Origin of the sequence: Chryseobacterium sp. JM1 (assembly GCF_000737715.1) — a bacterium.
Classification (GTDB): domain Bacteria; phylum Bacteroidota; class Bacteroidia; order Flavobacteriales; family Weeksellaceae; genus Chryseobacterium.
The window spans coordinates 13,655-38,940 of record NZ_JPRN01000017.1 but is presented as its reverse complement, the minus strand read 5'-3'; the positions used below and the strand labels follow the sequence as shown (position 1 = coordinate 38,940).

General features: G+C 36.8%; 23 protein-coding genes and 1 tRNA gene. 14 read left to right on the top strand and 10 right to left on the bottom strand.

The window, feature by feature from the left end; all coding sequences use genetic code 11:
- Positions 1–25: 25 nt before the first annotated feature.
- The 3 genes from IW22_RS20825 to rbfA all read right to left on the bottom strand — a co-directional run bounded on the left by IW22_RS20825 (position 26) and on the right by rbfA (position 3,486).
- Positions 26–1,846: an endonuclease gene (locus IW22_RS20825; RefSeq protein ID WP_034730679.1), complete on the bottom strand. Its 1,821-nt coding sequence runs from the start codon at positions 1,844–1,846 to the stop codon at positions 26–28.
- Between the two features lie 70 nt (positions 1,847–1,916).
- Positions 1,917–3,122, bottom strand: a complete 1,206-nt coding sequence (locus tag IW22_RS20820) for an ABC transporter permease (protein WP_034730675.1) — start codon at positions 3,120–3,122, stop codon at positions 1,917–1,919.
- 4 nt (positions 3,123–3,126) lie between these two features.
- Positions 3,127–3,486, bottom strand: a complete 360-nt coding sequence (gene rbfA / locus IW22_RS20815) for a 30S ribosome-binding factor RbfA (RefSeq protein ID WP_034730673.1) — start codon at positions 3,484–3,486, stop codon at positions 3,127–3,129.
- A gap of 95 nt (positions 3,487–3,581) precedes the next feature.
- Here rbfA and mce point away from each other — a divergent pair, with 95 nt between their 5' ends.
- From mce to IW22_RS20765, 10 genes are all read left to right on the top strand, one after another.
- The gene (mce, locus tag IW22_RS20810; protein WP_034730671.1) at positions 3,582–3,980 is read left to right on the top strand and encodes a methylmalonyl-CoA epimerase; all 399 of its coding nucleotides are present in this window, start codon (positions 3,582–3,584) and stop codon (positions 3,978–3,980) included.
- Positions 3,981–4,042: 62 nt separating this feature from the next.
- Positions 4,043–4,116, top strand: a tRNA-Ile gene (locus tag IW22_RS20805).
- Positions 4,117–4,771: 655 nt separating this feature from the next.
- A complete protein-coding gene (locus IW22_RS20800; RefSeq protein WP_034730666.1) occupies positions 4,772–5,023 on the top strand; it encodes a hypothetical protein in 252 nt (83 codons plus the stop codon).
- A gap of 226 nt (positions 5,024–5,249) precedes the next feature.
- Positions 5,250–5,576, top strand: a complete 327-nt coding sequence (locus IW22_RS20795; protein ID WP_034730663.1) for a hypothetical protein — start codon at positions 5,250–5,252, stop codon at positions 5,574–5,576.
- A gap of 107 nt (positions 5,577–5,683) precedes the next feature.
- Positions 5,684–6,784 carry a DNA cytosine methyltransferase gene (locus IW22_RS20790; RefSeq protein ID WP_051891338.1) on the top strand — a complete coding sequence of 367 codons (1,101 nt, stop codon included), beginning with the start codon at positions 5,684–5,686 and terminating at the stop codon, positions 6,782–6,784.
- Between the two features lie 3 nt (positions 6,785–6,787).
- Complete coding sequence (locus IW22_RS20785; protein WP_034730647.1) at positions 6,788–8,929, top strand: sensor histidine kinase; 2,142 nt, start codon at positions 6,788–6,790, stop codon at positions 8,927–8,929.
- 2 nt (positions 8,930–8,931) lie between these two features.
- Entirely contained in the window at positions 8,932–9,555 is a 624-nt protein-coding gene (locus tag IW22_RS20780; RefSeq protein WP_034730644.1) for a hypothetical protein, read from the top strand.
- The gene (locus IW22_RS20775) at positions 9,552–10,160 is read left to right on the top strand and encodes a hypothetical protein (protein ID WP_034730641.1); all 609 of its coding nucleotides are present in this window, start codon (positions 9,552–9,554) and stop codon (positions 10,158–10,160) included. The genes IW22_RS20780 and IW22_RS20775 overlap by 4 nt, the downstream gene beginning before the upstream one ends.
- 57 nt (positions 10,161–10,217) lie before the next feature.
- The gene (locus tag IW22_RS20770; RefSeq protein ID WP_034730639.1) at positions 10,218–10,433 is read left to right on the top strand and encodes a hypothetical protein; all 216 of its coding nucleotides are present in this window, start codon (positions 10,218–10,220) and stop codon (positions 10,431–10,433) included.
- Positions 10,434–10,661: 228 nt separating this feature from the next.
- Positions 10,662–11,249 (top strand): hypothetical protein, encoded by a 588-nt coding sequence (locus IW22_RS20765; RefSeq protein WP_034730638.1) that lies wholly within the window; start codon positions 10,662–10,664, stop codon positions 11,247–11,249.
- A gap of 115 nt (positions 11,250–11,364) precedes the next feature.
- Here the strand turns inward: IW22_RS20765 and IW22_RS20760 are convergent, their stop codons facing one another.
- The 6 genes from IW22_RS20760 to IW22_RS20740 form a co-directional block, all read right to left on the bottom strand.
- Complete coding sequence (locus tag IW22_RS20760) at positions 11,365–11,559, bottom strand: hypothetical protein (protein ID WP_034730637.1); 195 nt, start codon at positions 11,557–11,559, stop codon at positions 11,365–11,367.
- A 187-nt stretch (positions 11,560–11,746) separates the two neighbouring features.
- On the bottom strand, positions 11,747–13,213 hold the full coding sequence (locus IW22_RS20755) for a T9SS type A sorting domain-containing protein (RefSeq protein WP_034730636.1): 1,467 nt from the start codon (positions 13,211–13,213) through the stop codon (positions 11,747–11,749).
- Positions 13,214–13,341: 128 nt separating this feature from the next.
- A complete protein-coding gene (locus IW22_RS24505) occupies positions 13,342–13,488 on the bottom strand; it encodes a bacteriocin-like protein (RefSeq protein ID WP_165571916.1) in 147 nt (48 codons plus the stop codon).
- Between the two features lie 81 nt (positions 13,489–13,569).
- Positions 13,570–15,837, bottom strand: coding sequence for a cytochrome-c oxidase, cbb3-type subunit I (gene ccoN / locus IW22_RS20750; RefSeq protein ID WP_034730630.1), 2,268 nt, complete (start codon positions 15,835–15,837; stop codon positions 13,570–13,572).
- 85 nt (positions 15,838–15,922) lie between these two features.
- Positions 15,923–17,416 carry a catalase gene (locus tag IW22_RS20745; RefSeq protein WP_034730627.1) on the bottom strand — a complete coding sequence of 498 codons (1,494 nt, stop codon included), beginning with the start codon at positions 17,414–17,416 and terminating at the stop codon, positions 15,923–15,925.
- Positions 17,417–17,662: 246 nt separating this feature from the next.
- Entirely contained in the window at positions 17,663–19,804 is a 2,142-nt protein-coding gene (locus IW22_RS20740) for an outer membrane beta-barrel protein (RefSeq protein WP_034730624.1), read from the bottom strand.
- A 265-nt stretch (positions 19,805–20,069) separates the two neighbouring features.
- Here IW22_RS20740 and IW22_RS20735 point away from each other — a divergent pair, with 265 nt between their 5' ends.
- Positions 20,070–21,116: an MBL fold metallo-hydrolase gene (locus IW22_RS20735; RefSeq protein ID WP_034730777.1), complete on the top strand. Its 1,047-nt coding sequence runs from the start codon at positions 20,070–20,072 to the stop codon at positions 21,114–21,116.
- Positions 21,117–21,243: 127 nt separating this feature from the next.
- On the opposite strand, the gene IW22_RS24665 is transcribed toward IW22_RS20735, so the two are convergent.
- Entirely contained in the window at positions 21,244–22,095 is an 852-nt protein-coding gene (locus IW22_RS24665; protein ID WP_228384083.1) for a DUF4822 domain-containing protein, read from the bottom strand.
- Between the two features lie 389 nt (positions 22,096–22,484).
- On the opposite strand from IW22_RS24665, the gene IW22_RS20725 reads away from it, so the two are divergent.
- The 3 genes from IW22_RS20725 (at position 22,485) to IW22_RS20715 (ending at position 25,285) form a co-directional block, all read left to right on the top strand.
- Positions 22,485–23,198 carry a DUF434 domain-containing protein gene (locus IW22_RS20725; RefSeq protein ID WP_034730622.1) on the top strand — a complete coding sequence of 238 codons (714 nt, stop codon included), beginning with the start codon at positions 22,485–22,487 and terminating at the stop codon, positions 23,196–23,198.
- 2 nt (positions 23,199–23,200) lie between these two features.
- Positions 23,201–23,851: a hypothetical protein gene (locus tag IW22_RS20720; RefSeq protein WP_034730612.1), complete on the top strand. Its 651-nt coding sequence runs from the start codon at positions 23,201–23,203 to the stop codon at positions 23,849–23,851.
- Between the two features lie 69 nt (positions 23,852–23,920).
- Positions 23,921–25,285, top strand: a complete 1,365-nt coding sequence (locus IW22_RS20715) for an SDR family NAD(P)-dependent oxidoreductase (RefSeq protein WP_034730610.1) — start codon at positions 23,921–23,923, stop codon at positions 25,283–25,285.
- The last annotated feature ends 1 nt before the right edge of the window (position 25,286 follow it).

Genomic DNA, 25,286 nt, shown 5'->3' with positions numbered 1-25,286 from the left:
CTTTGTTATCAAATATTTTTCAAGTTTATTCTACAATGAATTTTGTAGAGAAACGGTCTGTTTTCAGGATGTAATTTCCTTTGGTAAGGCCTTTAAGGTTTATTTTATTAGAGTTTTTGAAAGGGTTTTCAATCACTTCAATAAGTTTTCCGGAAAGGTCATAGATCTGAGCTTTTGAAATTTTGCTTAAGTTTTCACCTTTTACAAATAATTCATTGTTTTTTACCGGGTTAGGATAGATGGTGAATTCAGATTGATCTTTTTTCACATCTGAAGTACCCAGAGAACTGAAACATGTCCAGCTTAGTCCGTCCAGGACAACTCTGTTTGAACCTAAAGTATTGGTTATTTCAATGATTACATTTCCGCTTACATTAATGTTGTTAATGGTCACTGCTGATGCAGTAGCAGAGTAAGGAATTGTTCCCACTAAAGTTCCGTTGATTTTAAGATTTAAAACAGCAGGATCTCCGCTAAATCTAAGTTGCGGAGTGATAGTAAGGCTTTGGATACCTCCGGATATAGATGTACTTTTAAGACTTCCGTTCTGAATAGTAATTGCTTTTCCTCCTACATTTGGAATCGTAGCCCCTGTAATAGCCTGGTCTGTTCTTGCGTCCGTAGCAGTCCAGGTGATGCTATTTTTAGTCCATGTTCTTACAGCATAATTTGAAGCCGATGCAGGGATGGTTTCAAAATCCTCAATTCCACAGCTTGTATTTCCTCCAGGTTGACCTGCAAGAGTAGTTTCTGTAGCGGTATTACTTTGAGGAGAAGGATTTCCTGCTGCATCTTTAGCAACTACATAGAATGTATAGGTAGTAGAAGGTGTCAGCCCCTGAACTGTGGCTGTAGTTCCTGTAACTGTTGTTTTTAATACGTTGTTAGCATATACATCATAACCTACAACACCAATATTATCCGTAGCAGCTGTCCAGCTTAAAGATACCGTACTTGAAGTTGGGTTTAGAGTAACAAGGTTGGTGGCTGCTGTTGGAGCCTCTGTATCCGGAACCTGTGATCCCCAGATGAGTTCAACAAATTCAGGATGATCAATGAAAGGATTCTTGTTTCTCTGATATTCGTAAGTAGCATTGTTTCTTGAAATTTCAGCAGGTGATACAGGATCTGCTGCATGCCAGGCTCTTAGCTGCTCAAGCTCCCAGGATTGCAGTCCAGGAAATGCTGTTGTTCCAAGCATACCTCCTGTTCCGTTTGCAGAAGTAAAACCTCCAAGCTGAGACTGATATCTCGTTACAAAATAAAAGATCATTCTTGCCACATCCCCTTTGAAAGCATCAATAGGTTCAAATACAATTCCTGAATATCCAGGAGATACAGATGATCCTAATTTTGATCCGTTTTGAGATGTGAATGATGGGTTAAGACCTACTTTCCCGAAAGGATAATTAGACCTCATTCCGTTTACTTTTCCGTCTGTTGCTCTGATAAAGTTGACGTCAGCTACCATTGGTGAAGCTTCATCAAAAAGACTTTGAGGAACAATATGTTCTCTGTTATAGCAGTTGCCTTCAACAGAGTATTGCCCACATTGGTTAGTACCGATGGTATAGTTGTATGGATCTGCGCCGGTTGGGTTTTCAGAATAAATATCTAAAACACTTCCGTCGTTTTCATAAAAGTAGTCGCGATCGGTGGTTTGGTAAGCTGTCCATAGTCCGTTATAGGTTTTAGCCTGGTGACCATCCGTGATAATTTGGTTTAGCTTATTTTTTAAAGCTACACCGGTCAAACCTGCAGTTCCATCATAGTAGGTGGCAGGTGCTTGCGCTGATGCAAAAATAATTGCGAAGCTCAGCAGAAAAAAGGATAAAATTCGTTTCATTTAAAAAAAATTGGGCCGTAAAGGTACAAAAAATTGAAAATGAAGTATATTTTATTTCAAATCTACTGTATTAACTTTTAGTAATATAGTCTTTGCTGATCTTAGAAAAGAACCATGAAATAATGATTCCGAAAAGAGAAGCCGTGAGGGCTACAATAAGATAATTTTTCCCGACAATTTTGACAGGGAAAGGAAGTAATTCATTAGCTCTGAAGAATTCCGTATAAAGCTGGAAATAGCAAAGTAGAGTTCCCATGATCAACCCTGAAATCACCCCTGAGATCACAATGAGGAGTCCGGTGTAGAAATAGGTCATTCTTAAATGGCTTATCGGGAAACCTAATGAAATAAGAGATCTTGACTGTTCTTTTTTGTCAAGCTGGAGAATAATAATGGCTCCGGCAAGATTAAAGGTTGTAATGAAGATCACCAGTGCAAAAATCAGATAGATGAACATTTTTTCTGTATTGATCATCTTCCAGAAAGCTGCATTTTCCTCTTCCTTGGTTTTTATCTCGATATTTTTCCCTAATGAATTAAGAAGACTCTGCTTTACTGCATCTGCATTTTCCGGATTCTTTAATTTAATAACGATCTGGTATGCTGATTTTTTTGGTAAGCTAAGCAGTTCCTCGGTCAGTTCAATAGGAGCAATGATATAACTGTCCAACTGGTCTTTCCCCGGAAAAACGCCCGTAACAAGAAAATCTCTCTTATTATAGATGTCCTCTTCTTTATTAATGATACCGGTTCCAGGCTTAGGCATGAATATCGTGGCATAATTGCTGGTGGAATCAATGGGAATGGATAACCTGTTGTGCAGATTGGTTTCCATCAATACTTCATTGGAATATTTGAAACTTGGATACGTTCCGTAGAATACATCTTTATCGATAGGGTTGACCCTTGTATAAGCGGAATCTACTCCTCTTAAATAAGCGATATCACCTTTACCTTTATAATTGACGTAAACTTTTTCCTCAATGACACGGGAAAAACTGCTGATGGCTTTGTTGTTGTTTAAAACAGAAGTGACTTTATCCAGATTCTTCACCGTTTTTCCTGAGGCACTTTTCAGAGTCAGGTCTGCATGGAGATTGGAGATCAGGTCTTTGTTCAGGGTTTCAAGTCCTGAGAATACTGAAATGATCACGAACATTGCAGTCACAGCAACCGTCATGGCACCTACCGAAAGCCACGTAATGAACGTCACGGCGGTACTGCCTTTTTTTGCCAAAAGGTATCTGGATGCTATGTAAAATGCAATATTCTTCAAGATCTTATAAAACAGGATTGTCGCCTTCGCCTCTTAATTCTCTTTCCAATTTTTCAACGTCATCAAGAGCCGTATCTAAATAAAAATTAAGTTGTGGAATGATACGTACCTGTTTTGCCATTTTCTGGCCGATAAAATTTCTGTATTGAGCTTTGTTTTCCTCAATTTCCTTCATCACCGCGGAACGGAATTCCTGCGGGAAAATGCTTAAATAAATTTTAGCAATACCCAGATCTGCCGATACTTTTACGTCTGAAACGGATACCAATATACTTTGCTTGCTTTCTGAAGCCTGTTTGCGGAAAAGCTCTGCGAAGTCTTCCTGGATAATCTGTGCTACTTTTCTTTGTCTGTTACTTTCCATAAGTTATGCAAATTTAGTACTTTTGTTTGAATTGATACCTTTGAAATTCAGCTCCGGTATCAAATTTACGATTTAATTATATTTATTAGTATTTTATGAAGCTAGAACATATCGGTATTGCCGTAAAATCTTTAGGAGTCTCTGATGAGCTTTTCGCCAAATTATTAGGAAAAGAATCCTACAAAAAAGAAAGTGTGGAAAGAGAAGGAGTGGTTACTTCTTTTTACGGAACGGGAGAAAGCAAAATTGAGCTGCTGGAAGCCAGTAATCCTGAAAGTCCGATCTCTAAATTTATCGATAAAAAGGGCGAAGGCATCCATCATCTGGCCTTTGGTGTAGAAAATATTCTGGAAGAAGTAGAAAGATTAAAAAAAGAAGGATTCCAGTTTATCTCCGAAGAACCGAAAGAAGGTGCTGATAACAAATTAGTTGTCTTCCTGCACCCGAAATCCACGAATGGAGTGCTGGTAGAACTTTGTCAAGAAAAGCAATAAAAAGTTTTGTAGTGAAAGAATTTTTGCTATTTTTGCAATCACAAAATTTAACCAAGTTTTGAGGTCCTATAGCTCAGTTGGTTAGAGCACCTGACTCATAATCAGGTGGTCCCTGGTTCGAGCCCAGGTGGGACCACGAAAGTGAAGAATGAAATTTTCTTCTGAAATTATAAAGCCCCTATTTACGGGGCTTTTTGTTATCTATAATGAAAATGTATTCGTCATTATTCGTTGTAATTAGTCATAAAAAAGTTCCCCCTTTTTCTCCCCGAAAATTATTTGATAAAAAATGAGGTAATCCGTAAAATTATCTCCGTAAAATGGCTTATTTTTAAATATAGTTGGTTTTAATATTTAAATAATTGATTTTCAGTTTTTCAATTTATATATAACATATATATTAAACGTAAAAGGTGAAAAATAGCACAAGTAGAATGTAAGTAAAAGCAAGATATACTTAACTTAAATAATAAAAGAAAAGATATAAGACCGAATGCAAGGAAAGCAAGTAAATGTTACCTACTAAGATTATATGATACTAAGAATTGAAAAATAGGAATATTTAGAGGAGATTTCATCTTTTTGACTTGAAGAAGATTCGGGAATGCAAGTAGAAGAGTTGGAAAGTACCGAAAACTCACGTTAAAGATAATATGAGTATAAAATTACCTCTGCCGATATGATTAGGCAAAAAAATAAATGTTACGACGACTTTTGTCGCTTTTGCGAAATAGATTTGTAAAGAAAATAATTTATTGCTGATGCTATAAACAAAATGATGATTTAAAATAATGAAAATTAATTTTACTGTTTTGATTTTTATTCTCTTAGGAATAAAAGGATTTTCGCAGATACCTGATTTTCTGGGTATACCGAACCTTACTCCCCCTTTAAATAAAAATCCTGCTCCCAAATCTCCGAGTTCTGTAATTGTTAATTCCGCTGTTCTGTCAACGGAAAAGCCTTCTTTTGATGTAAAGTCTTTTCGTTTTAAAGGAAAAGGTGGTTTTGACCAGATACGACTTACTTTATATAAAAACTAACTTTCCTGAGGTTTATATATAAGATATATATTAGACGTAAATTAGTATAAGACTAAGATAGTAGACCTCTTTGCGAATTTTTTGACGTAAATGTCAAATATGTTTTCTAATCTCTTGGATGTGTCTCGAAAATCAATTTAAAACTTACTTTAATATAAATTGACCTTTAAAAAATTTTAATTGATTTTTATTGTTTGAAAATATTTAATAATTAAAAACTAATATTATGGAAAAATCTGAATTAGAAAATAATTATGAAACATTGATTAAGATATTAAATGATTTTGATGATGTTTATTATGACTATAAAAATGCTAATACAAAAAATAAAAGAAGTATTGAATCGAGACTGAATTTTCTAATAAGGAGAGCTGAAAATTTGATTACTGAAAATGATATTTTTTATAATATTATTACAGGTGGAGATGATAGAACTGATTATGAAAGGGTCATTTCTCTTGAAGAAACATTTACTTTGAGATACTTTTCTAATGATATGAGTAAAATTTTAGCTGATTTAAAGAAGTACATATTTAACTTAGAAGGTGAGTAAAACCATAAAAAGAATGTTTTTTTTGACCTAGAATGTTAAGTTTTATTTTTTACTTTTGCAGGTTTAAAAAAAGCGTTATCTTGTAAAATTAATTTGTAATAATCAATATGGTATTAAAGGATAAAAATCTTAATATAGAGGATTTTTCTGTCGTTGATCTTTTTTGTGGAGTTGGGGGATTAACTCACGGCTTTGTTAAAGAGAATTTTCAGGTGGATGCGGGTATAGATTTTGATAATACCTGCAGTTATGCTTTTGAAAAGAATAATAATGCGAAATTTTATCATGAAGATATTACGAAGGTTACAGGTGAGCAATTAGATAAAATATTTGATAAAACAAAACGTAAAATTTTAATTGGCTGCGCTCCTTGTCAACCTTTCTCTATCTATAATAGTAGAAGCTCTAATCAAACTAAACTGAAAACTAATGATGAAAAATGGAAGCTTCTATATTCTTTTGCAAAATTAATTGAAGAAACCCTTCCTGATATAGTTTCGATGGAAAATGTCCCTTTATTAGTTACATTTGATAAAGGAAAAGTATTCAATGATTTTGTCGAAAACTTAAAAATAAATAATTATCATGTTTCTTGGTCGATTGTTAATGCTCAAGATTTTGGAGTAGCCCAAAGAAGAAAAAGGCTTCTTCTTTTAGCGTCAAGACTAGGTGAAATTAAGTTGATAGATAAAACTATTCAAAACGGTAAATATGTTACTGTAAAAGATGCTATTGGTCATTTACCTGCTATAGAAGACGGAGTTTGTCATCCTGATGATATGCTTCATAGAGCAAGAAAGCTAACTGATTTGAATAAAAAAAGAATTCAAGCAACAAAGGAGGGGGGCTCTTGGAAAGATTGGGACGAAAGCCTTTGGTTAGAATGTCATAAAAAAGAATCTGGTAAATCTTTTAGAAGTGTTTATGGTAGGATGAAATGGAATGATGTTGCCCCAACAATGACAACATATTGTATTGGCTTGGGAAATGGAAGATTTGGGCATCCTGAACAGGATAGAGCTATTTCTTTAAGAGAAGCTGCATTGTTTCAGAGTTTTCCTGAGGATTATGATTTTATAGATCCTGCAAAGCCAATGTCTTCTCCTGCTATTGCAAGGCAAATTGGAAATGCTGTTCCTGTTGAATTGGGTGTTGCTATAGCTAAAAGTATTAAACAGCATTTAAGCGAAATTAATTATACAAACTAGGTTATGCCTACGAATGACCAAATATTAAAGTGGCGATTTGATGTTAATACCTTTAGGTTATTAGGTAGAGACCTTATTACTGATAGAATTACTGCTGTTTATGAATTAGTAAAGAATTGCTATGATGCTAATTCTACTACTGTAAATGTTGCTTTTGAAAATGTTTCAATAAGGAATAATAACGGCAAAATAGTAATAGCAGATAACGGTATTGGAATGTCTTTTTCTGATATTGAAAATAAGTGGATGGTTGTAGGCACAAATAGTAAAAGAACTCAGCAGTATTCTGACCCTCCCTTTAATAGAAAATTTGTTGGAGAAAAGGGCATTGGTCGTTTTGCCGTAGATAAACTTGGCGAAAGGATTGAAATTAAAACAAAAAAATTAGGTTCGGATAAGTGGTTAATTGTTAGGATTAATTGGGATGAATACGAAAATTTAGCAAAAAAATCGGATAAAGATGGTGCTATTCAATTGTCATTATTTACAGAAGTTGAAAATGAGTATTTCTATGAGCTTGGGAATTTAAATGAACAAGGAACTATAATAACTATTACAAGTGTTGCTGAGCAATGGTCTGAAAATGATATTGAAAGATTAAATAAAGAGCTTTCAAAGTTAATATCTCCATTCTATCCTGTATCTCCACCTTTTGATATTTGGATTAATTCTAATGAATTTATTGACTATAAAAATAAGCCAGTAAAAGCTGAACCTATAAAATACTATTCACATCATGCCGAAATAGGATTTGATGAATTAAAAAATACGCAGGAAACCCTTTATTTTAATTATCAATTAGGGAAGGTTGAAAAAAGAGAAACTCCAATTCAAAAATTTGGTCCCGTAAAAATTAAAATTTTTTATTTTAATGAATCGGCAAAAAGAAAATATAATGCTGCTTATAGAAATGATGATACACGAATTGACGGTATTAAAATTTATAGAGATGGTGTTATAACCACTCCCTTTGCAGAATACGAGGCTGATACGGATAAAAAAAGAGATATTCTTGGGATTGATAAAAGGAGATGGAGAGGAACTTTTGATTTAATAGGTACTAGAGAAGTAATTGGTGTAGTTGATATAACTAAGGAAAAAAATCCAAAAATAATTGATGCTACTAATCGCCAAGATTTTACTGCAAATGAAGAATATAGTGAACTAAAAGAATTTATTTTAAAACAATTAAAAGCTTTTGAAGACTTAAAGATTTTTGAAAGAACGCAAAAAAGGTCTACCGTAGAAAATGAATTAATTGTTGCAGGGAAAGATATTAAACTCTTTGAGAAAGAATTAGATTCTTTAGCAAACGAAGCAGAAGTAGTTCAAAATGATAGAATAAATAAATTATTAATTGATTTAAAATTCAGAACTAAAGAAGCTCATAATTTAATAAATAAAAGTGTATCTGAGCAAAAAAGGTATCAGAAGGAAGTTGAGCGCAAGGAAAAGGTTTTGTATAGCTTAGTTTCTATGCAGGAATACGCTTCCATGATAGCCCATGCTGTAAGAACTTCTATTGCTAAAGTGAAACACTTAGCTGAATTTATAAAAGAAAATTATCCTAATCCTAAATTTGATAAATATTATAGTTTATATGCTATATCAATTTATAAAGAAATGGATAATTTAATTTCTGTAACAGATTTTATGTTAAGCTTTGCAAATATTGATGGAAATACCGAAGAGTTTAATATTTCTGAATTAATTACTGACCTTCTTAAAAAACAATATGAAAGTCTGTTTAATACTACAGGAGTTTCTTTAGAAATAGATATAAAAGATAATTTTATTATAGAAACTAATAAAAAGGCTTTTCAAGACATATTCCAGAATTTAGTTTCTAATTCTCTTAAAGCTTTGAAAAATACTGACGATAAAAAAATTAAATGTACAGGCTATCTTGATACAGATAATTTTATTATTTATTTTTCTGATAATGGAGAGGGGATTAATGAAAATGATAAAGAATGGATTTTTGGACTATTTAATACTAGAACTGCTGAGTTTGGAGGAGCAGGAATTGGTTTATATATAGTAAGTTCAATACTTAAATCTTTAAAAGGAAATATAGAGGTTGTTGAGAACGAATTTAAGCCGACGGGAGCAACTTTTAAAATAACTATACCATTTAATAAATAAAAATGACATCGGAATTAATTTCTACGAAAATAGTTGTTGTCCATGATGATATGGATGAAGATTATCCTTTAATTGTAATGTTAAAAGATAAATATTCGGATGAAAATGTAATCTTTTTTAAACATTCTCAGGAAGGTTTAAATTATGTTCTTGAAAATCTCGGAAAAAAAATGGTCGTTTTGCTAGATAAGAATTTCAAAGATAAAGATGATATTTCAGGGCTAAAAGTTTTTGAAAAAATCAGAGAAAAAACGGCTTTAGTATATATTGTTTTAATTTCAGCAAATAGTATTACTGACTTTTCTGAAGAAGAACTTAAAATATTAATTAATAAAGATTTATTTAAGCTCGAAAAATTTACTACGGATTATAAATCAATAATTGAATTAATTGATGAGGCTGTTAATAGTATTGATATGAGAGTGGACGCTGCTATTGAAGATTGGTTGATGATTAATAAATTAGAAGATACAAAACCGATTTTAATAACCGAGACTGCGCAATATACCCTTAAAGATATACTAAAAGAGATTCGATTAGATTCAAATGTAGGTAAAGATTTTGTTCGTAAGGTAAATGCCCTTACAATTGAACTTATAATGAGAAATAAGGAAAAAATCTCATGACAGAAGTTATTATTGCCGTTGATGAATTAGATGATTGCCTAGGCGATTTTTTTAGTGAGTGTTTACAGGAGCTTGAAATAATCGAAAAAGATGCTAATTGTGGAGCAAAGTATATTAAAAGTAATCAATTAAATGAAGCCGCTATATCCTTTACGGTACCTGCAGATAAAGCTTTTATTTTTTTAGCATATTCCCACGGTTCTGAAACTGAACTGCTTAAAAAAGGAACGATTCCATATATATCTGAAAAATTAAATATTGAAAAATTTAAAAAAACGTTTTTCTATACATGCTCATGTAAGACTGGGAAAAGTTTAGGGCAAACTTTGGTAGATAATGAATGCTATTGTTATATTGGATATAATGAAGAATTTACCGTTTGGGACTTTAACAGAAAACCTTTTGTTGAATGTGCTAATTTTGGTTTTAAACTTTTTTTAGAAGGAAATGAAGGAGGAGAGGTTATTAATATGATGAAGGAAAAATATGATGAAGCTATAGATAATTATGAAAATGATTTCTTTGGAGCAGCTCATCTTCTTTCTAATAAAAATGCTTTAACTCTTAAAGGAGATTCTACACATTCGATAGCGAAAATGACGTAGTATTACTTATAGGTCAAATTTTAAAGATAATTTTATATTTGTAGTAAAATAATTATTATGAGTATATATAAAATTGAAGATATAAATGTTGGTGATGAAGTTTATTTTCGCTCGAAGGAGTTTCAAAGTAATTTTGATCTTGACTGGGAAGTAACTTCAATAAGTGGAAAATGGCTTACTGTAAAATTAGAAAGAGAAGGAGATTTTCAGGCAACGATTATTACTATAGACGAAGTGGTAAGACATACCCCTAAAATTAGTGAAATAGATTAGAATATTCCCTATTTTTCTCCCCTCTAATTTCATGAATTGCTAGACTACCATTAAATAAAGGAAAAAATAAAAAAAGTTCGAGCCCAGGTGGGACCACAATAAATTGACACTTACAGTAATGTAGGTGTTTTTTTATATGTTGTTGCTAGAAAATAATATAGGATTTAGTTCTGATGACTCTCTTTTCCGCTACCTAAAAGAGATATCTTTGCCCGCTCAATACAAGCTATGTCAAAAGAAAACATAAAAAATATCTTACTCAGCCTCTTCACTATTGTATTAGGAGCATTTATTGGGTTTAATGTTTGGTGGACGGGTAGCGGGGCAAGATTTTTAGGACTAGTAGCCTTTTTTCTCATTCCCATTGGCTCCCTTTTTTTAAGTATCGCTCTGACCAAAATGATGATTCCGACCCAAGCGGATATTAGTTTTTCAACCCTTTCAGACAAGCATAAATATCAGATTCTAAAAAACACTATAGGTCCGAAGAAAGTTCAAATGGTAAATATCTGTTATCTCTCCCTATTTTTTATTTTTTGTGGAGCCACCGTTTTTGGATTAGTCATTTCCGCCAATAATCACGAAAAATACCAACTGACAAATTACGGAGTGACTCAGAAAGTGAAAATAAAAGCTATAGACTACAAAGGAAAAGAATCTCGTTATGCATTTTTCGATTTCTATCTGGATGGTGAAAAATATTCTGCAGATTTATCTCAAAAAGATGATAAAGCAGGCGATAGTGCCGTCATTATTTTTTCTACTCATAATACGGATATTATAGAGTGGGCAGAAGACTTTGATCCCAATGAATAAGGCTACATCTTTCTGAAAACAAGAAAATCCAGAAAACTGATTTCTGGATTGGTTTATATCTACATAGCTTCGGGCAAAATGCCGTGCTGTTAGGAAAGATTGTATGTGTTGTATGCTATCTCGGTCTGTCTGGTTTTGTAGGATCGATGGTGTCGTCCGGTGGAGTAGTGGTACCAATTGGTCCTTTTCCTTTTGGCCCATCATTATGGGTAGTGGTGTTGTTTTTGTTTTGATTGATTTCTTTTGCAAAAGAAACTACGCTCATTAATAGTAAAGAAGCCAGAGCTAATTTTAATGTTTTGTTTTTCATGTGTTTAAAAATTTAGTGATGGTAAAGTTACATAAAACAATTATTTCTCAATATCGTGAATCATATAATAAATGTTAATTTTATACTTTAAAATCTCATATATGTCTCAAAATTCACCATTCACTTGCGAAGCAAAATTCACCATTCACACCTGTCAATCTTAAAGCCTTGTAACTGAAATGATGTCTTATTCCTTAATAAACTTGGCCGTAATGACTTCCTTCGAAGTTTCCAGCTTAAGAATATAATTTCCGGAATTCAGGGCATTCACATTGATGAAATTATTTTTTACAGGAGTGGCAGAATGCATAATTCTTTTCCCATTCATATCATAGATTTCAAATCCGTTGACAGGAACATTGGATGTGAATTGCAGATTGTTTCCGACTGGGTTGGGGTAAATTTTTATCTTGTCGCTGCTTTTTTCCGGATCTGTTGTTGCCAAATTGTTTGAAGAGAAGAAATATTTCCGCGCAGTCCCCACATATTTCGTTTGGGCTCCGTACCAAATAGAATAGATGCCAAACAATACGATAGAATTTCCATATAATTCAAAACCCTTATTATAGACAAAGGAGCTTCCGGTACCAATAATAGGGGTAATGATTTTGCCGTCCACCCCGAAAGAAGTGTCCAGTTCTCCATTAGCCTTCATTCTTAGGGCATACATCGTATGATTACCGGTTCCTCCGATCATAAACGAGTTATCCGGCATGCGTCTTACTTCTACAGGATCGGAATTTGACTGTATCGGCAGTACGAACGCCCCTCCGTTTTTATAGGAAGGATCTAAGGTTCCGTTGGGAAGAAGACGGTAGGCGATCAGGCCAAAGCAGTTATTTCCAAAGCAGAAACTTCCAGAAGTAAAGCCCTGTATTTTTCCGTCTTCCAGAAGTTCCAGGCGGGTATAATCACCAACATACTCTCCTGCAGAGCGTGTGAAATGCCCGTTTGTTCCAAAGGTAGTCACCAGATTTCCGGCGGAATCAAATTTTGAAACCAGCATATAACGGTTGTTTTGTGCGATCTGATATTTTCCTCCAATAAAGATTTCGTTGTTGGCATTTACCTTCACTTGTCTGTACTGGTAAGTTGAACCTAACGCGATCTCCCCGTTATTCGCAAATGTTGTATCCACAAGACCATTGGGAAGCAGGCGGACTAAGAAGTGATTATTACTGACCCTCCTTATAACATAAATTTTCCCACTGGGATCAATATGCATATCCACATAGTCCCCGGATGCGTTATAAGTGGTAAAACCGTTTACAGAATTTCCGTTTTCGTCTATTTTTAAGATTTGTCCGCCTGTACTGCCATCCAGCACAATATAATTACCGTCTCCGGCAGGTTCTACCATATTATAGGTATGGGCAGGAGAGATCAGTTTATATCCCAACCCATTATTAAAAGTTGGATCTAAAAGTCCATTTGCTGTAAAGCGGGCATAAAAACTGGCCCCAACCGCCAGAAGCTTTCCGTCCGGAAGTTGGGTCGTGTCATGGATTTGAAGACCACCGCTGGGCTGTCCATTGGTGTAAAATGCAAAAATCGAAGTACCGTTGTTTTGCCCGTAGTTCGGATCTAACAAATTTTCCTGAGCGGAAAACGTAGATAAACAGGATAATCCTAGAAATAAGAGAATTTTTTTCATGGTTTTCGTTAAAGGGCCAAATATATGATTTTAAAGGCTCTGCCACAAAAAAGCCTCTGATTATTCAGAAGCTTTGTATGTGGGTACAATGATTGAATTGTATATCAATACATGAGATTATTTTCTGCTTATTGGCAGTAAGCGGAATCTATATGTCTGCAGACTCCGTCAGCACAGCAGAATTTTATATTGCAATACCGTTGTTCATTACAATACGAAAGACCGCCTTTGATCGTTTTTAAATGTTCTCTTGAAACTTTCTTTAAATTTTTCATAATATTTTAGTTTGTAATTAATCACTAATGTATGAATAATTTAAATATGATGTATATTTTTATGAAAGTGTTCAGCTGCTATTAGTTTCCTGCGGTTTTAACATCCGTAGTCTTAATATCCGTTCCTAATCTCTGCAGATAAGCAATCATCGCAACAATTTCCCGTTTTTCCAGAGGAACAAATTGGTTTCCTTTAGCTGCTTTTTCTTTTTCTATCTGCTCTTTGATATCTGTTGCTTCCGCATAGATTCTATTCACAATTCCTGATGCCTGGCCATCTGCCCATGCGTTTGCAGAGTCAATCTGAGCTTTGTTGTAAGGAACATCAAATGATTTTTTCATCAGTTCCATTTTGCTCAGCATCTGAGAACGGTCCAGTTTATTGGTGATCAGCCATGGAAAACGCGGCATGATAGATCCCGGAGAGGTTGATCTTGGATTGTACATATGCTTCAGGTGCCATGAATCCGGGTTTCTGGCTCCTTCTCTGTGCAGATCCGGTCCTGTTCTTTTAGAGCCCCAGAGAAAAGGATGATCGTACACAAATTCTCCGGCCTTCGAATACTGTCCGTTTTTACCTTCGAATCTCACAATTTCGTCCCGGAAAGGTCTGATCATCTGGGAATGGCAGGCATTACAGCCTTCACGGATATACAGATCACGGCCCTCGAGTTCTAATGGGGAATAAGGTTTAACCGCCGAAATCGTAGGAACATTTTTTTTAATCGTCATCGTGGGAATGATTTCCGCAGCACCTCCGATCGATAAAGTAAAAAACGCGCCTATTGAAAGGATAACCGGTTTTCTTTCGATCCATAAATGAATACCTTCTCCGGCTTTTCTGCCGTGTATTCTCGCCAATGCAGGAGCTTCTGCAGCAACTTCTCTCTGAAATGAGCCCTGTCTTATGGTTTTAAAAATATTAACAACCATCAGTAATCCGCCTGTAAGATAGAATGTCCCTCCAAGGAACCTCATCTTGTAGTAAGGGATGACAGCAGTTACCGTATCCAGCCAATTTTTATACATCAAGGTACCGTCAGGATTAAACTGTTTCCACATCAATCCCTGGGTGAAACCGGAAATATACATCGGTACAACGTAAAATAAAACGCCTAACGTTCCCAGCCAGAAATGCCAGTTGGCCAGCTTTACAGACCATAAATTGGTTCTCCACATAATCGGAACAAGATAGTACATGATACCAAACGCCATAAAGCCATTCCATCCGAGAGCTCCTAAGTGTACGTGACCAATGACCCAGTCTGTGTAGTGGCCGATTTTATTTAAAGTTTTAGTCGCTAAAAGAGGTCCTTCGAAAGTAGCCATCCCATAACAGGTGACGGCAACAACAAAGAATTTCAGAACCGGATTGTCCCGTACTTTTTCCCAGGCACCTCTTAGAGTCAGCAATCCGTTAAGCATTCCTCCCCACGACGGTGCAATCAGCATAATGGAAAACCCTGTGGCTAATGCCTGTGTCCATCCAGGAATAGCAGTATAATGCAAATGGTGAGGTCCTGCCCAGAGATATACGAAAATAAGGGACCAGAAGTGAATAATAGACAGCTTATACGAAAATACAGGCCTGTTTGCTGCTTTCGGAAGGAAATAATACATCATTCCCAAAATAGGAGTGGTCAGGATAAATGCAACAGCATTGTGCCCGTACCACCATTGGATCAGAGCATCTTTAACCCCAGAATATAAGGAATAAGATTTCCAGAAATCAAGCGGAACTTCAAGATTATTGACGATGTATAGTAAAGCCACCCCAATCCATGTGGCAATGTAAAACCATATGGCAACGTACAAATGTCTTACCCTTCTTTTCGCAATCGTTCCAAACATATTAATTCCGAAAACAATCCATGAAAAGGTGAGTAGGATATCCAGCGGCCATTCATGTTCTGCATATTCTTTTGAAGTATTGAAGCCCATAGCAAACGTGATCCAGCTGGCTACAATCATGATCTGCCATGACCAGAAATGAATCCATGAGAGGGTTGCATTGTACATGGGAGCTTTTAACAACCTTGGAAGACTGTAATAGGTGGCACAGAAAAAAGAATTACATACGAAAGCAAAGATCACCGTATTGGTATGCATCATTCTGATTCTCCCGAAGCCCAATATCCCCTGCGAATTCACAAGCCCCTGAATATTTCCTTCCCTCAAACTCTGAATCGTCATATCATCCGTACCGAAGAGAAATTCCGGCAGTTCAGGATAGAAAAGCATCAGAGCGGTGGTAAGCCCTAATATAAATCCTGCAATACCAAACACGACGGTGGCATACAGGAAAGCACGCACGATATTATTATCATAACTAAATTTTTGTATCTCCATTGTATAATATCAGTATTTGATGGACAGTTAATAAGTTTAAAGCAGTTGAGTCAGGGGAAAAAGATAAAGAAACAGGGATTTCTCCCTATTTCATATCCGTTTGTTTTTTCATGTCATACCCCTCGTAATCACAAACGGTTTCCCAGGATAGATTTAGCGCTTTTGCAACTCCTTTTCCATAGTTGGGATCGGCTTTATAGCAGTTTCTGATGTGACGGATCTGGATAAATTGCTGGGCGCCTCCCACAGCATCCGCAGTATTGTTAAATAAAAGTTCTTTCTGCTCATCGGACATCAGTCTGAAAAGATTTCCGGGTTGGGAAAAATAATCATCATCTTCACGGTGATCCCAATGTCCGGCATATCCTGACAAAGCCAAAGGTGGTTCCTCATAAGCCGGTTGCTCCTGCCACTGGCTGAAACTGTTGGGTTCATAAGCAATCTTGCTTCCGTAGTTTCCATCAGTTCGCATTGCTCCGTCACGGTGATAAGCCATATATGGGCATTTCGGAGAATTTACAGGAATCTGGTGATGATTGACACCTAAACGGTAACGCTGAGTATCGCCATACGAGAACAACCGTCCTTGCAGCATTTTATCGGGAGAAAAACCAATTCCGGGAATGATGGTAGCCGGATTGAAAGCCGCCTGTTCCACCTCAGCAAAATAATTGGAAGGATTTCTGTTTAGGGTGAATTCTCCAACAGGAATCATCGGGTAATCTCCGTGTGGCCATACTTTCGTTAAATCAAACGGATTGATGTGATACATGTCTGCATCCGCTTCTTCCATCACCTGAATGTACATTTTCCAGGTAGGGAAGTTTCCATTTTCTATATTTTCATATAAATCTTTCTGATGACTTTCACGGTCTTCAGCAATGATCTGTTTCGCTTCAGCATTGGTGAGATTTTCTATTCCCTGCTGGGTTTTGAAATGAAATTTAACCCAGAAACGTCTGTTTTCATGATTAATAAAACTGTACGTATGGCTTCCGAAACCATCCATATGACGATAAGATTTGGGAAGCCCACGGTCGCTCATGGTAATGGTCACCTGGTGAAGAGATTCGGGAAGAAGGGTCCAGAAATCCCAGTTATTGTCGGCACTTCTCATATTGGTACGCGGGTCTCTTTTCACAGCATGATTTAAATCCGGAAACTTTAAAGGATCACGCAGGAAGAAAACAGGTGTATTGTTTCCTACCAGGTCCCAGTTTCCTTCTTCGGTATAGAATTTCAGGGCAAAACCTCTGATATCCCTTTCTGCATCAGCTGCACCTCTTTCTCCTGCTACCGTTGAAAAACGGATGAATAGTGGTGTTTCTTTACCTATTTCACCAAATAAATTGGCCTTTGTATATGGCGTAATGTCGTGGGTAACTTTAAAAACTCCGTAAGCGCCAGAGCCCTTAGCATGCATTCTGCGTTCCGGAATCACTTCCCGGTCAAAGTGAGCCATTTTTTCCAGAAACCATACATCCTGAAGTAAGGCAGGACCACGTTTTCCGGCTGTTAAAATATTCTGATTATCTGAGACTGGAGCACCTGTTCTGTTTGTTAGATTGTTTTTTTTCATCTGAAAAGCTTTTTAATTTGGTGTAAAGCTACCCACTTCCGTTTTTTTTACTCTCATCCAGAATGATTAAAAAAATGTGGTCCAATAGTTCAGATCAAGGGTTTTTGCTTGAACAGATGGACATGATTTATGTAGAGCCCAAAAACAAAAACAGCAAAAACCCTGGGATTTCTGCTGTTTAATTTATTTTTTGTCTGATGAATTCTGAAATGTTTTTTCAGGACTTATCAAGGTTAAATCGCTACTTTATTTTCCGCCGCCGCTGTTTTTTTCAACATCCGTTTTCGTGTTTCCTTTTACTTTCTGGTTTCCGAAACGTTTCACGAACGAAAGTGAAAAGCCATACCAGTCGGATCTTGTAGCAGTTCTGGAGGTTCCTTCCTGGCTGTAGCTTGTGGAGTCAAAATTGGGCCTGCTGAAAATATTCATCAGCTGAAGACTCACTTCCATCTGTGTTTTAGGGAATATTTTGGTGGCTGAAATGTTATGGAAAATATTCGTTTTATTCGCGTATGAATTTCCGTTATTCTGATTAGAAAGCTCTGCCCAGACACTCAGATTGATGTTTTTGTTAAACAGATTCGTGTAGGATAAATTGGCTGAGGCTCCTAAATAATTGATGTATTTTTGACCTTTCAAATCGTTGATCTCATTAAAGTCATGATTGTCAATGTAGTACCATCCGACTCCGACATTCACATTCAGCTTGTTTTTCAGGAAAGTCTGGTTGGTATTCGCAAAAAGGTAATACTTCTGCACTTTTCCGTTGAAATTATCAGGAAGGGTTACCAGCCTGCCATCTTCCTCAGCTAAAGATGTCCAGTAATCCTTGTCGGTATACATATATCTTGCGGAAAGGAAGTATTTTTTAAGAATTCCCAGCTTCATATACACCCTGTGACTCGGGTTGGGTTCCAGATCCATGTTTCCGCGGGAGAATGTTCCGTCATTTGTAGGAACAAGAAAAGGATTGAACTCCGAATACCATGGACGCCAGAGATTACGGTTGTAGGTCAGGGTCAGGTCATATTTATCTGAAAAAGAATATTTCAACAATAAATTCGGAAGCAAAGTACTGTAGGAATCCTTTCTGTTTTTTCCGGATACATCTTCTCTCATTTTATAGTCGATATGCTCGTAACGGACTCCGACTCTTGTTTCCAGCTTTTCGAAGAAGGTTTTGCTGTAGTTCGCATACAGGGAATTGATATTGTCTTCGTAATGAAAAACATCATTGGTACGGAGATTATCCACATTATTTCCTGAAAGCGTATTAGGGATCACATTATTATTGAAATCCATTTTTCCACCCACTTCAAAGCTTCCGCCTTTTCCCAGAGGCTGGGTATAATCTACTTTGATATAATAGTTTCGGGTCTGCTCATGAGAATTGATTCCCAGCTGACTTACTTTTGAGTTATTGCTGTATGTTTTTAAAAATTCATTGAGATTCTCCTGAGAATTGTAATTGGAACCTAAGTTGACATCCAGAATTCTGTTTTTCTCCTTGTCATAGTATTTATAAAAAACATTCGTCCCCAATGTGCGGTATCTACCTGTTACATCCTGATCCTGATGATAAGATTCGGGATCGTGACTGTTCCTGGTTCTGAGGAAATCTGCGTCAGAAGTTGAAGTGTTTTTACTTTGATAATATTCCAGAATAAGACCTATATTGTTTTTGTCATTCAATTCATATTCGGAAGTAGAGGACATGGATGGGCTTTTGCCGCGTCCCAAAGTTTCGTTGCTGCTCTGGGTAATATCATTATCCTTATACAGCATATTAAGACTGGTATTTCTCTGGAAATAGGTATTATCGCTATAACTTCCGATAAGGGTCTGCGTGAAATTTTTCTTGTGATAATTAAGATTAAGGTTCGTATACTGAGAATTTTTGGCGTTTTGTCTGTTATTAAAAGTCACACTGCCTTTCATTCCTTCATCATCCCTTCTTTTAAGAACGATATTAATGACTGATCCTGCCGTTTCGTAGCGTGATGACGGACTGGTGATCACTTCAATTTTCATCAGGTTATCAGCAGGAATGGTTTTCAGATATTCCTTTAATTCTTTGCCGGTAAACACAGATTTTCGATCGTTGATATAAACCGTAACGGATTCACCTTCTGCCTTCACCGCATCATTATTGTCAATACTTACCAAAGGCGTCATTCTCAAAACGTCCCAGGTGGTATTTCCTGCCAGGATAGAACTGTTGGATACATTAAACACCGTTCTGTCTGCCTTAGATTCCACGGTGGGTTTTCTAGCTGTTAATGTAACGCCTTCAATTTGATTTTCCTTCTGCTTGATGGTATCGTTTTTAGCCTGTGAAAAGACCAGAGATCCCATCAGTAAAGCTGCCGAACATATAATTATCTTCATTCAAAGTGATATTTCACCAATAAGACACTTATTGTAGGATGTTTGTTACATCAATCAGAGAAAATAAATAAAAAATTAATAAGGGAAGACAATAAGTTAATGTTTCTGTACTGTAAACCTATTCATAAATCTATGTTTCACACGGAGAAATAAAGTAAACGACCTCCTTTATTCGTTGATCTTTTTAAATAAAGAATCTAATCCTTATATTTATTATTCTGATTTAATCCTGATCGCAAAGGTTCAGAACAAAAACAACAACGGAATGAATTTAAAGAAACAAATGGGACAGTTTCCCAATGAAAAAAGAAAAACCTATTTTAATACACTTCCTAATTATACCAACGGAAAATTTCAGAATATTCTTCCTACGCCAGCATTGCTGGAAGGGGAAAGTATGACCAAATTACTCCTGCAGACCCTATGTAAAATAGAAAATGTAACGCCAAAATCCCCGATTCCGTTTGTCACCACAGACCTGAAGAACCTGAAACCCGAAAACAATGTTCTCGTATGGTTCGGGCACAGCTCTTATTTTATTCAGGTTGATGGTAAAAAGTTTCTGGTAGATCCTGTATTCAGCGGGAATGCTTCTCCAATGCCCGGTTCTATAAAGGCATTTTCGGGATCAGACCATTACAAACCGGAAGATATGCCGGAAATTGATGTTCTTCTTATTTCCCATGACCATTGGGATCATCTGGATTATTCGACAGTTCAGGCGCTGAAAGATAAAGTAGGCCAGGTCATTTGCGGACTGGGAACGGGACAGCATTTTGAATACTGGGGCTGGGAAGCAGAAAAAATAATTGAAAAAAACTGGTGGGAAAGCATTGACCTGGCAGATGGTTTCAGCATTATACTGACTCCGGCAAGACATTTCTCGGGAAGACTTCTAAACAGGAATATTTCCCTGTGGACTTCATTTGTGTTGCAAACTCCATCCAAAAAACTGTTTCTGGGTGGCGACAGCGGTTACGGAAATCATTTTACAGAGATCGGCGAGAAATTCGGACCTTTTGATCTTGCGATAATGGAATGTGGGCAATACAACGAAAAATGGCCCTACATTCACAGCCTGCCCGAACAGATTATTCAGGAAGTACAGGAACTGAAAGCCCAGAATTTCATTCCCGTTCATAATTCAAAATTCAAACTGGCCCAGCATCCCTGGTTTGAACCTTTGGAACTTGTTTCAAAATATGCGGAAGAAAACAGTATTCCGGTTACTCATCCGATGATTGGTGAAAAAGTAAATCTGGATCAGCTGGGAGAAGTCACCTGGAAGAAATGGTGGCAGGACCTGATGTAAGAAAGACAATGCTGCTTCAATGATTTTATTGAACATGATGATACGATCATAAGCTTATTTAAAAAAAGACTTCGGCGGCCCTTTGGGCCGCCGAAGTCCATCCATGATCAACTAACTTAAAAAATATCTATGGTTCCTTATGATCTACTTTGGTATGGATGATATCGTAGTAGACAGAAGGGTTTCCTGCATCAGGAGCGATTCTATAGGTAAATTCAGAGCTGTTTAGCGTAAGAATATCAACGGTTCTGGTGAAAAGTACATTACCGTTCGCGTCCAGAGCGGTGATTGTTCTCTTCTTGCCGTCCGGAGAAATAGACCATGTTCCCTGGGATCTCAGCAAATTATTCAGCCCGTAAATGGTAAAAGTACCATTCGCTTTAAAATAAGAATATCCAACAAAACCGGAAACACTTGGATCCGTTAAGGCTACAGGATTTCCGCTGCTGTTTTTAGCGCCTGTAGTTTCCCACGGGGTAGAAGCCAAAGTAAGCTGGCCATTCGCTGGTTCAGCGTGGGCCGTTTTGGTATGGATAATATCGTAATAAACAGAAGGATCACTTGGATTGGTATGAATTCTATACGTGAATTCATTGTTATTCAGCACCAGAATATCCACAGAACGGGTAAAGATGGTCGTCCCGTCTGGATTCAGTGCGGTGATGATTCTGGTTTTCCCCAGTGGATCTACAGACCATGTTCCTCTGGATCTTAAAACGTCATTCAGCCCGTAAATCACAAAATTTCCATCGGCTTTAAAGTAAGCAAAACCTACAAAACCGTTTACACTGGCATCGCTGAGATTCACAGGCTGACCATTCTTGTCTCTTGCAGCCGTAGTTTCCCAGGGAGTGGAAGAAAGCATCTGTGAGGGAGTGATCTGTTCCATGACCATGTCGTCGTTATCAGAACATGATACAAAAGCAACAGACAAAAGCATTGTGGTCAGCAGGTAACATAATTTTTTCAAAGTATTCATAATCGATATTTTTATTCTCTGCAAACATATTCCTTATGAAAATCAAAACGTTGTACGAAATATCTCTTTTGTTGTAAAATGTATAACTCCACCTTTCAGATGTTGATAAATTAATACCAATTCGGGATAAAGTTGAGATCTTGTCATAATGAGGTAAGGAAGTTTGAAGATGGAAGATGGAAGTTTTTGAAGACCAAAGCAAAACTGTAACTTGGCGCTATTCATTTTTTATAATTTCATCAAATTTTACAGGAATTGTTGAAATTAGCGTCTAACAGTACTTCCAGCCTCCATCTTCCATCTTCCGGCTCTTCGAGTTAAATTTAAAATCATAGCCAGTCAGAAACAGATTCCTGTAATTATATCCGCTTAAAAAACTATTTTTGAGTATGAATAACAGAAACCGCGGAAAAAACACCGGTGATGATGTGATTTTCGGTTCGCAAAAACAGGTTGATAAGCTGAAAATGGCGGTTCAGGACATGTTGTATCTATTAAGTAGAGACTATCCTGAAAAAGCCTCCTCTGAACTCGTAGGAAACAGGTATAAGCTGAAAACACGTCAGATTCAGGCATTGCGCGGGACTTCCGCATCTGAACAGCAGATACAGCATAGAAAAGATAAACAGTTGGATGTTTCGGATCTGAAAAATAAAATCCTTTATCTTGATGGTTTCAATGTATTGATTTTAATGGAAAGTTTACTGTCCGGTGCTTACATTTTTGAAGGAGCAGACGGATGTTTTCGTGATCTTTCAGGCGTTCACGGAACGTATAAAAGAGTCAACCAAACTCAAAGAGTGGTGGAATTGGTGGCTGGATTTTTTCAAAAAGCTGAGGTACAGAAGCTCGTCTGGATTTTTGACAAACCGGTTTCCAACAGCGGACGGATAAAACAAATCGTCCTTGATTTTGCAGAAGAAAACAAACTGAACTGGGAAGCAGAACTGGAGTTCAATCCGGATAAATTCTTAGCAGAAAATTCAGAAATTGCCGTGTCTTCAGATGCATGGATTCTGGATCATTGTCAACAATGGTTCAATCTCATTGCACATCTCATCACAGAAGAAAAACTGGAGGTTAATCTCATCAAAATGGTTTGAGAATGAATTTGTTAACACCTTATATTCGGTTAATTTCAGATTCCTGGACAGAAAAGTACCAGGCCATTCTCGCTGAAGAGCATCTGCAAGCGATGGAAAACAATATCCGTAAATTTCAGGAGAATACGCTGGAATGGGAGCTTCCATATTTTAATGAAGAAATAAAACCGGACCGAACGAAAAGTTTTGAGCTGTTCATCGATATATTCCAAAGCAACGACTCTGATGAGGTCAAAGCATCGCGACTGGAAAATATCCCATTTGAGCATTGGCTGGATATTCTGGGGCAGCGACTGACATCCGCCAGCATCCGCGATGAAAATGCTGTTCCGCCTTTAAAAGAAATGTTAATCGAAGCCTGCATGAAACCTTTTAACAGTGAAATTACCATTGCACAGAGAGCCTGTGAAAAGCATATCGGAAGAATGGATGATCAGTTCTGGGGCGAGATAAAAGGAAATAATGTGCAGAAACAGGAAAAAGTGATGGAAAAGATCAGTTATATTCTGGATAACAGAACCTGGTGGAATGTTTTCTATCATTACAAGCATGAACTTGTTTTTGAAGTCAGGGAAAAAGAAGGTCACGGAATCCGGTGGAGCCACGGTGGGAAACAGTTGATCGGTTTTCTTGAAAAATTTATCAACGAATAATAAATAAAATTTCAGTGCGTAAAAAGATTGCGTACTGCGCAGATAATTTTGCAGATATAAACTGAAGCTATGAATTTTTCAGATCAAAAATTTTCGCAAAACGAATGGGAAACATGTCTCAAGGTACTGGATGCCTTGAAAGACGATCCATTCCTCAATCCTGACAATAAAACATTTTCAGGACTGATCACGAAAATTCATAAGAACGCAAAAAAGCAGAACCGTCAGGAAAATTATTCCAGAATGAAATCTCATGATCTCGCGGTGAGTTCTGATGCTGTCCTGATGCAAAAGGCATTGGCAGGTGCTTCAGCTTTCTATGATGAAGAAAAAGGGGAAACAAAACTCACTCCGCTTCAGATCCCGAAAAACTGCTACTGCTGTAACCATAGCTATCAGTATGCTCATTCTTTTTACACAAGACTTTGCCCGAAATGTGCCGCAGAAAACTATGAAAAACGTTTTGAAACGGCAGACCTCAAAGGAAGAAATGTGATCCTGACAGGAGGAAGAGTAAAAGTAGGATGGGCCACCGCACTGAAACTGTTGAGAAACGGGGCCAATTTGGTTTTGACAACCCGTTTTCCGGCATTGGCGCTGGAAATGATGCAGCAGGAAGCAGATTACGAAGACTGGAAAGAAAGACTTTGGGTATACGGTTTGGATTTGAGAAATCTAAAGGCAATACAGGATTTTATAGATTTTTATAAAACCCGTTTTGATACACTGGATATCCTGATCAATAATGCCGCTCAAACCATAAAATATCCGGATGAATACTATCTTCCGATCATTAATCGTGAAAGAGAAAAGTTAGTTGAGTTTAAAAATATTCAGAATCTTTTCCCCAATCAGACGGAAATTTCAAGCGAAATTGCAAAACTTGAATATGCACAGAACGATGAAACTCCGGTGGCGCTTACCCGTTTCGGACAGCCTGTGGATAACAGAGAAAAAACCAGCTGGAATTCTACACTGGAAGAAGTTTCCATGTACGAACTGGTAGAGGTGAATCTGATCAATCATATCGCACCTTATTTTCTGATCAAAGAACTGAAACCTTTGATGAAAAACTCAGCATTTCAGGAGAAGTTTATCATCAATGTGACATCTTCTGAAGGTATTTTCAGTTATGATAATAAAACGGTATTTCATCCGCACACGAATATGACAAAGGCGGCCCTGAATATGATGACGCTTACCTCTGCAAAAGAATTTGAAAATGATCAGATTTATATGAGTGCCGTGGATGTAGGATGGATTTCTACAGGTGCAAAAGAAAGTCTTCGAAAGAAACAGTTTGAGCAGGGATATATTCCGCCACTGGATTCTGTAGACGGAGCTGCGCGAATTTTGCATCCGGTTGTTGAGGGAATAAAAGGAAATTATTACAGCGGAGTACTGCTGAAAAATTATAAAATAAATGCCTGGTAAA

Excerpts from the sequence above, each read along its gene's own strand:
- IW22_RS20715 (WP_034730610.1), top strand. The coding sequence starts at position 23,921 with ATGAATTTTTCAGATCAAAAATTTTCGCAAAACGAATGGGAAACATGT.
- IW22_RS20735 (WP_034730777.1), top strand. The coding sequence starts at position 20,070 with ATGAATTTAAAGAAACAAATGGGACAGTTTCCCAATGAAAAAAGAAAA.
- IW22_RS20800 (WP_034730666.1), top strand. The coding sequence starts at position 4,772 with ATGAAAATTAATTTTACTGTTTTGATTTTTATTCTCTTAGGAATAAAA.
- IW22_RS20780 (WP_034730644.1), top strand. The coding sequence starts at position 8,932 with ATGACATCGGAATTAATTTCTACGAAAATAGTTGTTGTCCATGATGAT.
- ccoN (WP_034730630.1), bottom strand. The coding sequence starts at position 15,837 with ATGGAGATACAAAAATTTAGTTATGATAATAATATCGTGCGTGCTTTC.
- IW22_RS20760 (WP_034730637.1), bottom strand. The coding sequence starts at position 11,559 with ATGAAAAACAAAACATTAAAATTAGCTCTGGCTTCTTTACTATTAATG.
- IW22_RS20790 (WP_051891338.1), top strand. The coding sequence starts at position 5,684 with ATGGTATTAAAGGATAAAAATCTTAATATAGAGGATTTTTCTGTCGTT.
- rbfA (WP_034730673.1), bottom strand. The coding sequence starts at position 3,486 with ATGGAAAGTAACAGACAAAGAAAAGTAGCACAGATTATCCAGGAAGAC.
- IW22_RS20770 (WP_034730639.1), top strand. The coding sequence starts at position 10,218 with ATGAGTATATATAAAATTGAAGATATAAATGTTGGTGATGAAGTTTAT.
- IW22_RS20725 (WP_034730622.1), top strand. The coding sequence starts at position 22,485 with ATGAATAACAGAAACCGCGGAAAAAACACCGGTGATGATGTGATTTTC.
- IW22_RS20795 (WP_034730663.1), top strand. The coding sequence starts at position 5,250 with ATGGAAAAATCTGAATTAGAAAATAATTATGAAACATTGATTAAGATA.
- IW22_RS20720 (WP_034730612.1), top strand. The coding sequence starts at position 23,201 with ATGAATTTGTTAACACCTTATATTCGGTTAATTTCAGATTCCTGGACA.
- IW22_RS24665 (WP_228384083.1), bottom strand. The coding sequence starts at position 22,095 with ATGAATACTTTGAAAAAATTATGTTACCTGCTGACCACAATGCTTTTG.
- IW22_RS20745 (WP_034730627.1), bottom strand. The coding sequence starts at position 17,416 with ATGAAAAAAAACAATCTAACAAACAGAACAGGTGCTCCAGTCTCAGAT.
- IW22_RS20775 (WP_034730641.1), top strand. The coding sequence starts at position 9,552 with ATGACAGAAGTTATTATTGCCGTTGATGAATTAGATGATTGCCTAGGC.
- IW22_RS20825 (WP_034730679.1), bottom strand. The coding sequence starts at position 1,846 with ATGAAACGAATTTTATCCTTTTTTCTGCTGAGCTTCGCAATTATTTTT.
- IW22_RS20785 (WP_034730647.1), top strand. The coding sequence starts at position 6,788 with ATGCCTACGAATGACCAAATATTAAAGTGGCGATTTGATGTTAATACC.
- IW22_RS20755 (WP_034730636.1), bottom strand. The coding sequence starts at position 13,213 with ATGAAAAAAATTCTCTTATTTCTAGGATTATCCTGTTTATCTACGTTT.
- IW22_RS20765 (WP_034730638.1), top strand. The coding sequence starts at position 10,662 with ATGTCAAAAGAAAACATAAAAAATATCTTACTCAGCCTCTTCACTATT.
- IW22_RS24505 (WP_165571916.1), bottom strand. The coding sequence starts at position 13,488 with ATGAAAAATTTAAAGAAAGTTTCAAGAGAACATTTAAAAACGATCAAA.
- IW22_RS20740 (WP_034730624.1), bottom strand. The coding sequence starts at position 19,804 with ATGAAGATAATTATATGTTCGGCAGCTTTACTGATGGGATCTCTGGTC.
- mce (WP_034730671.1), top strand. The coding sequence starts at position 3,582 with ATGAAGCTAGAACATATCGGTATTGCCGTAAAATCTTTAGGAGTCTCT.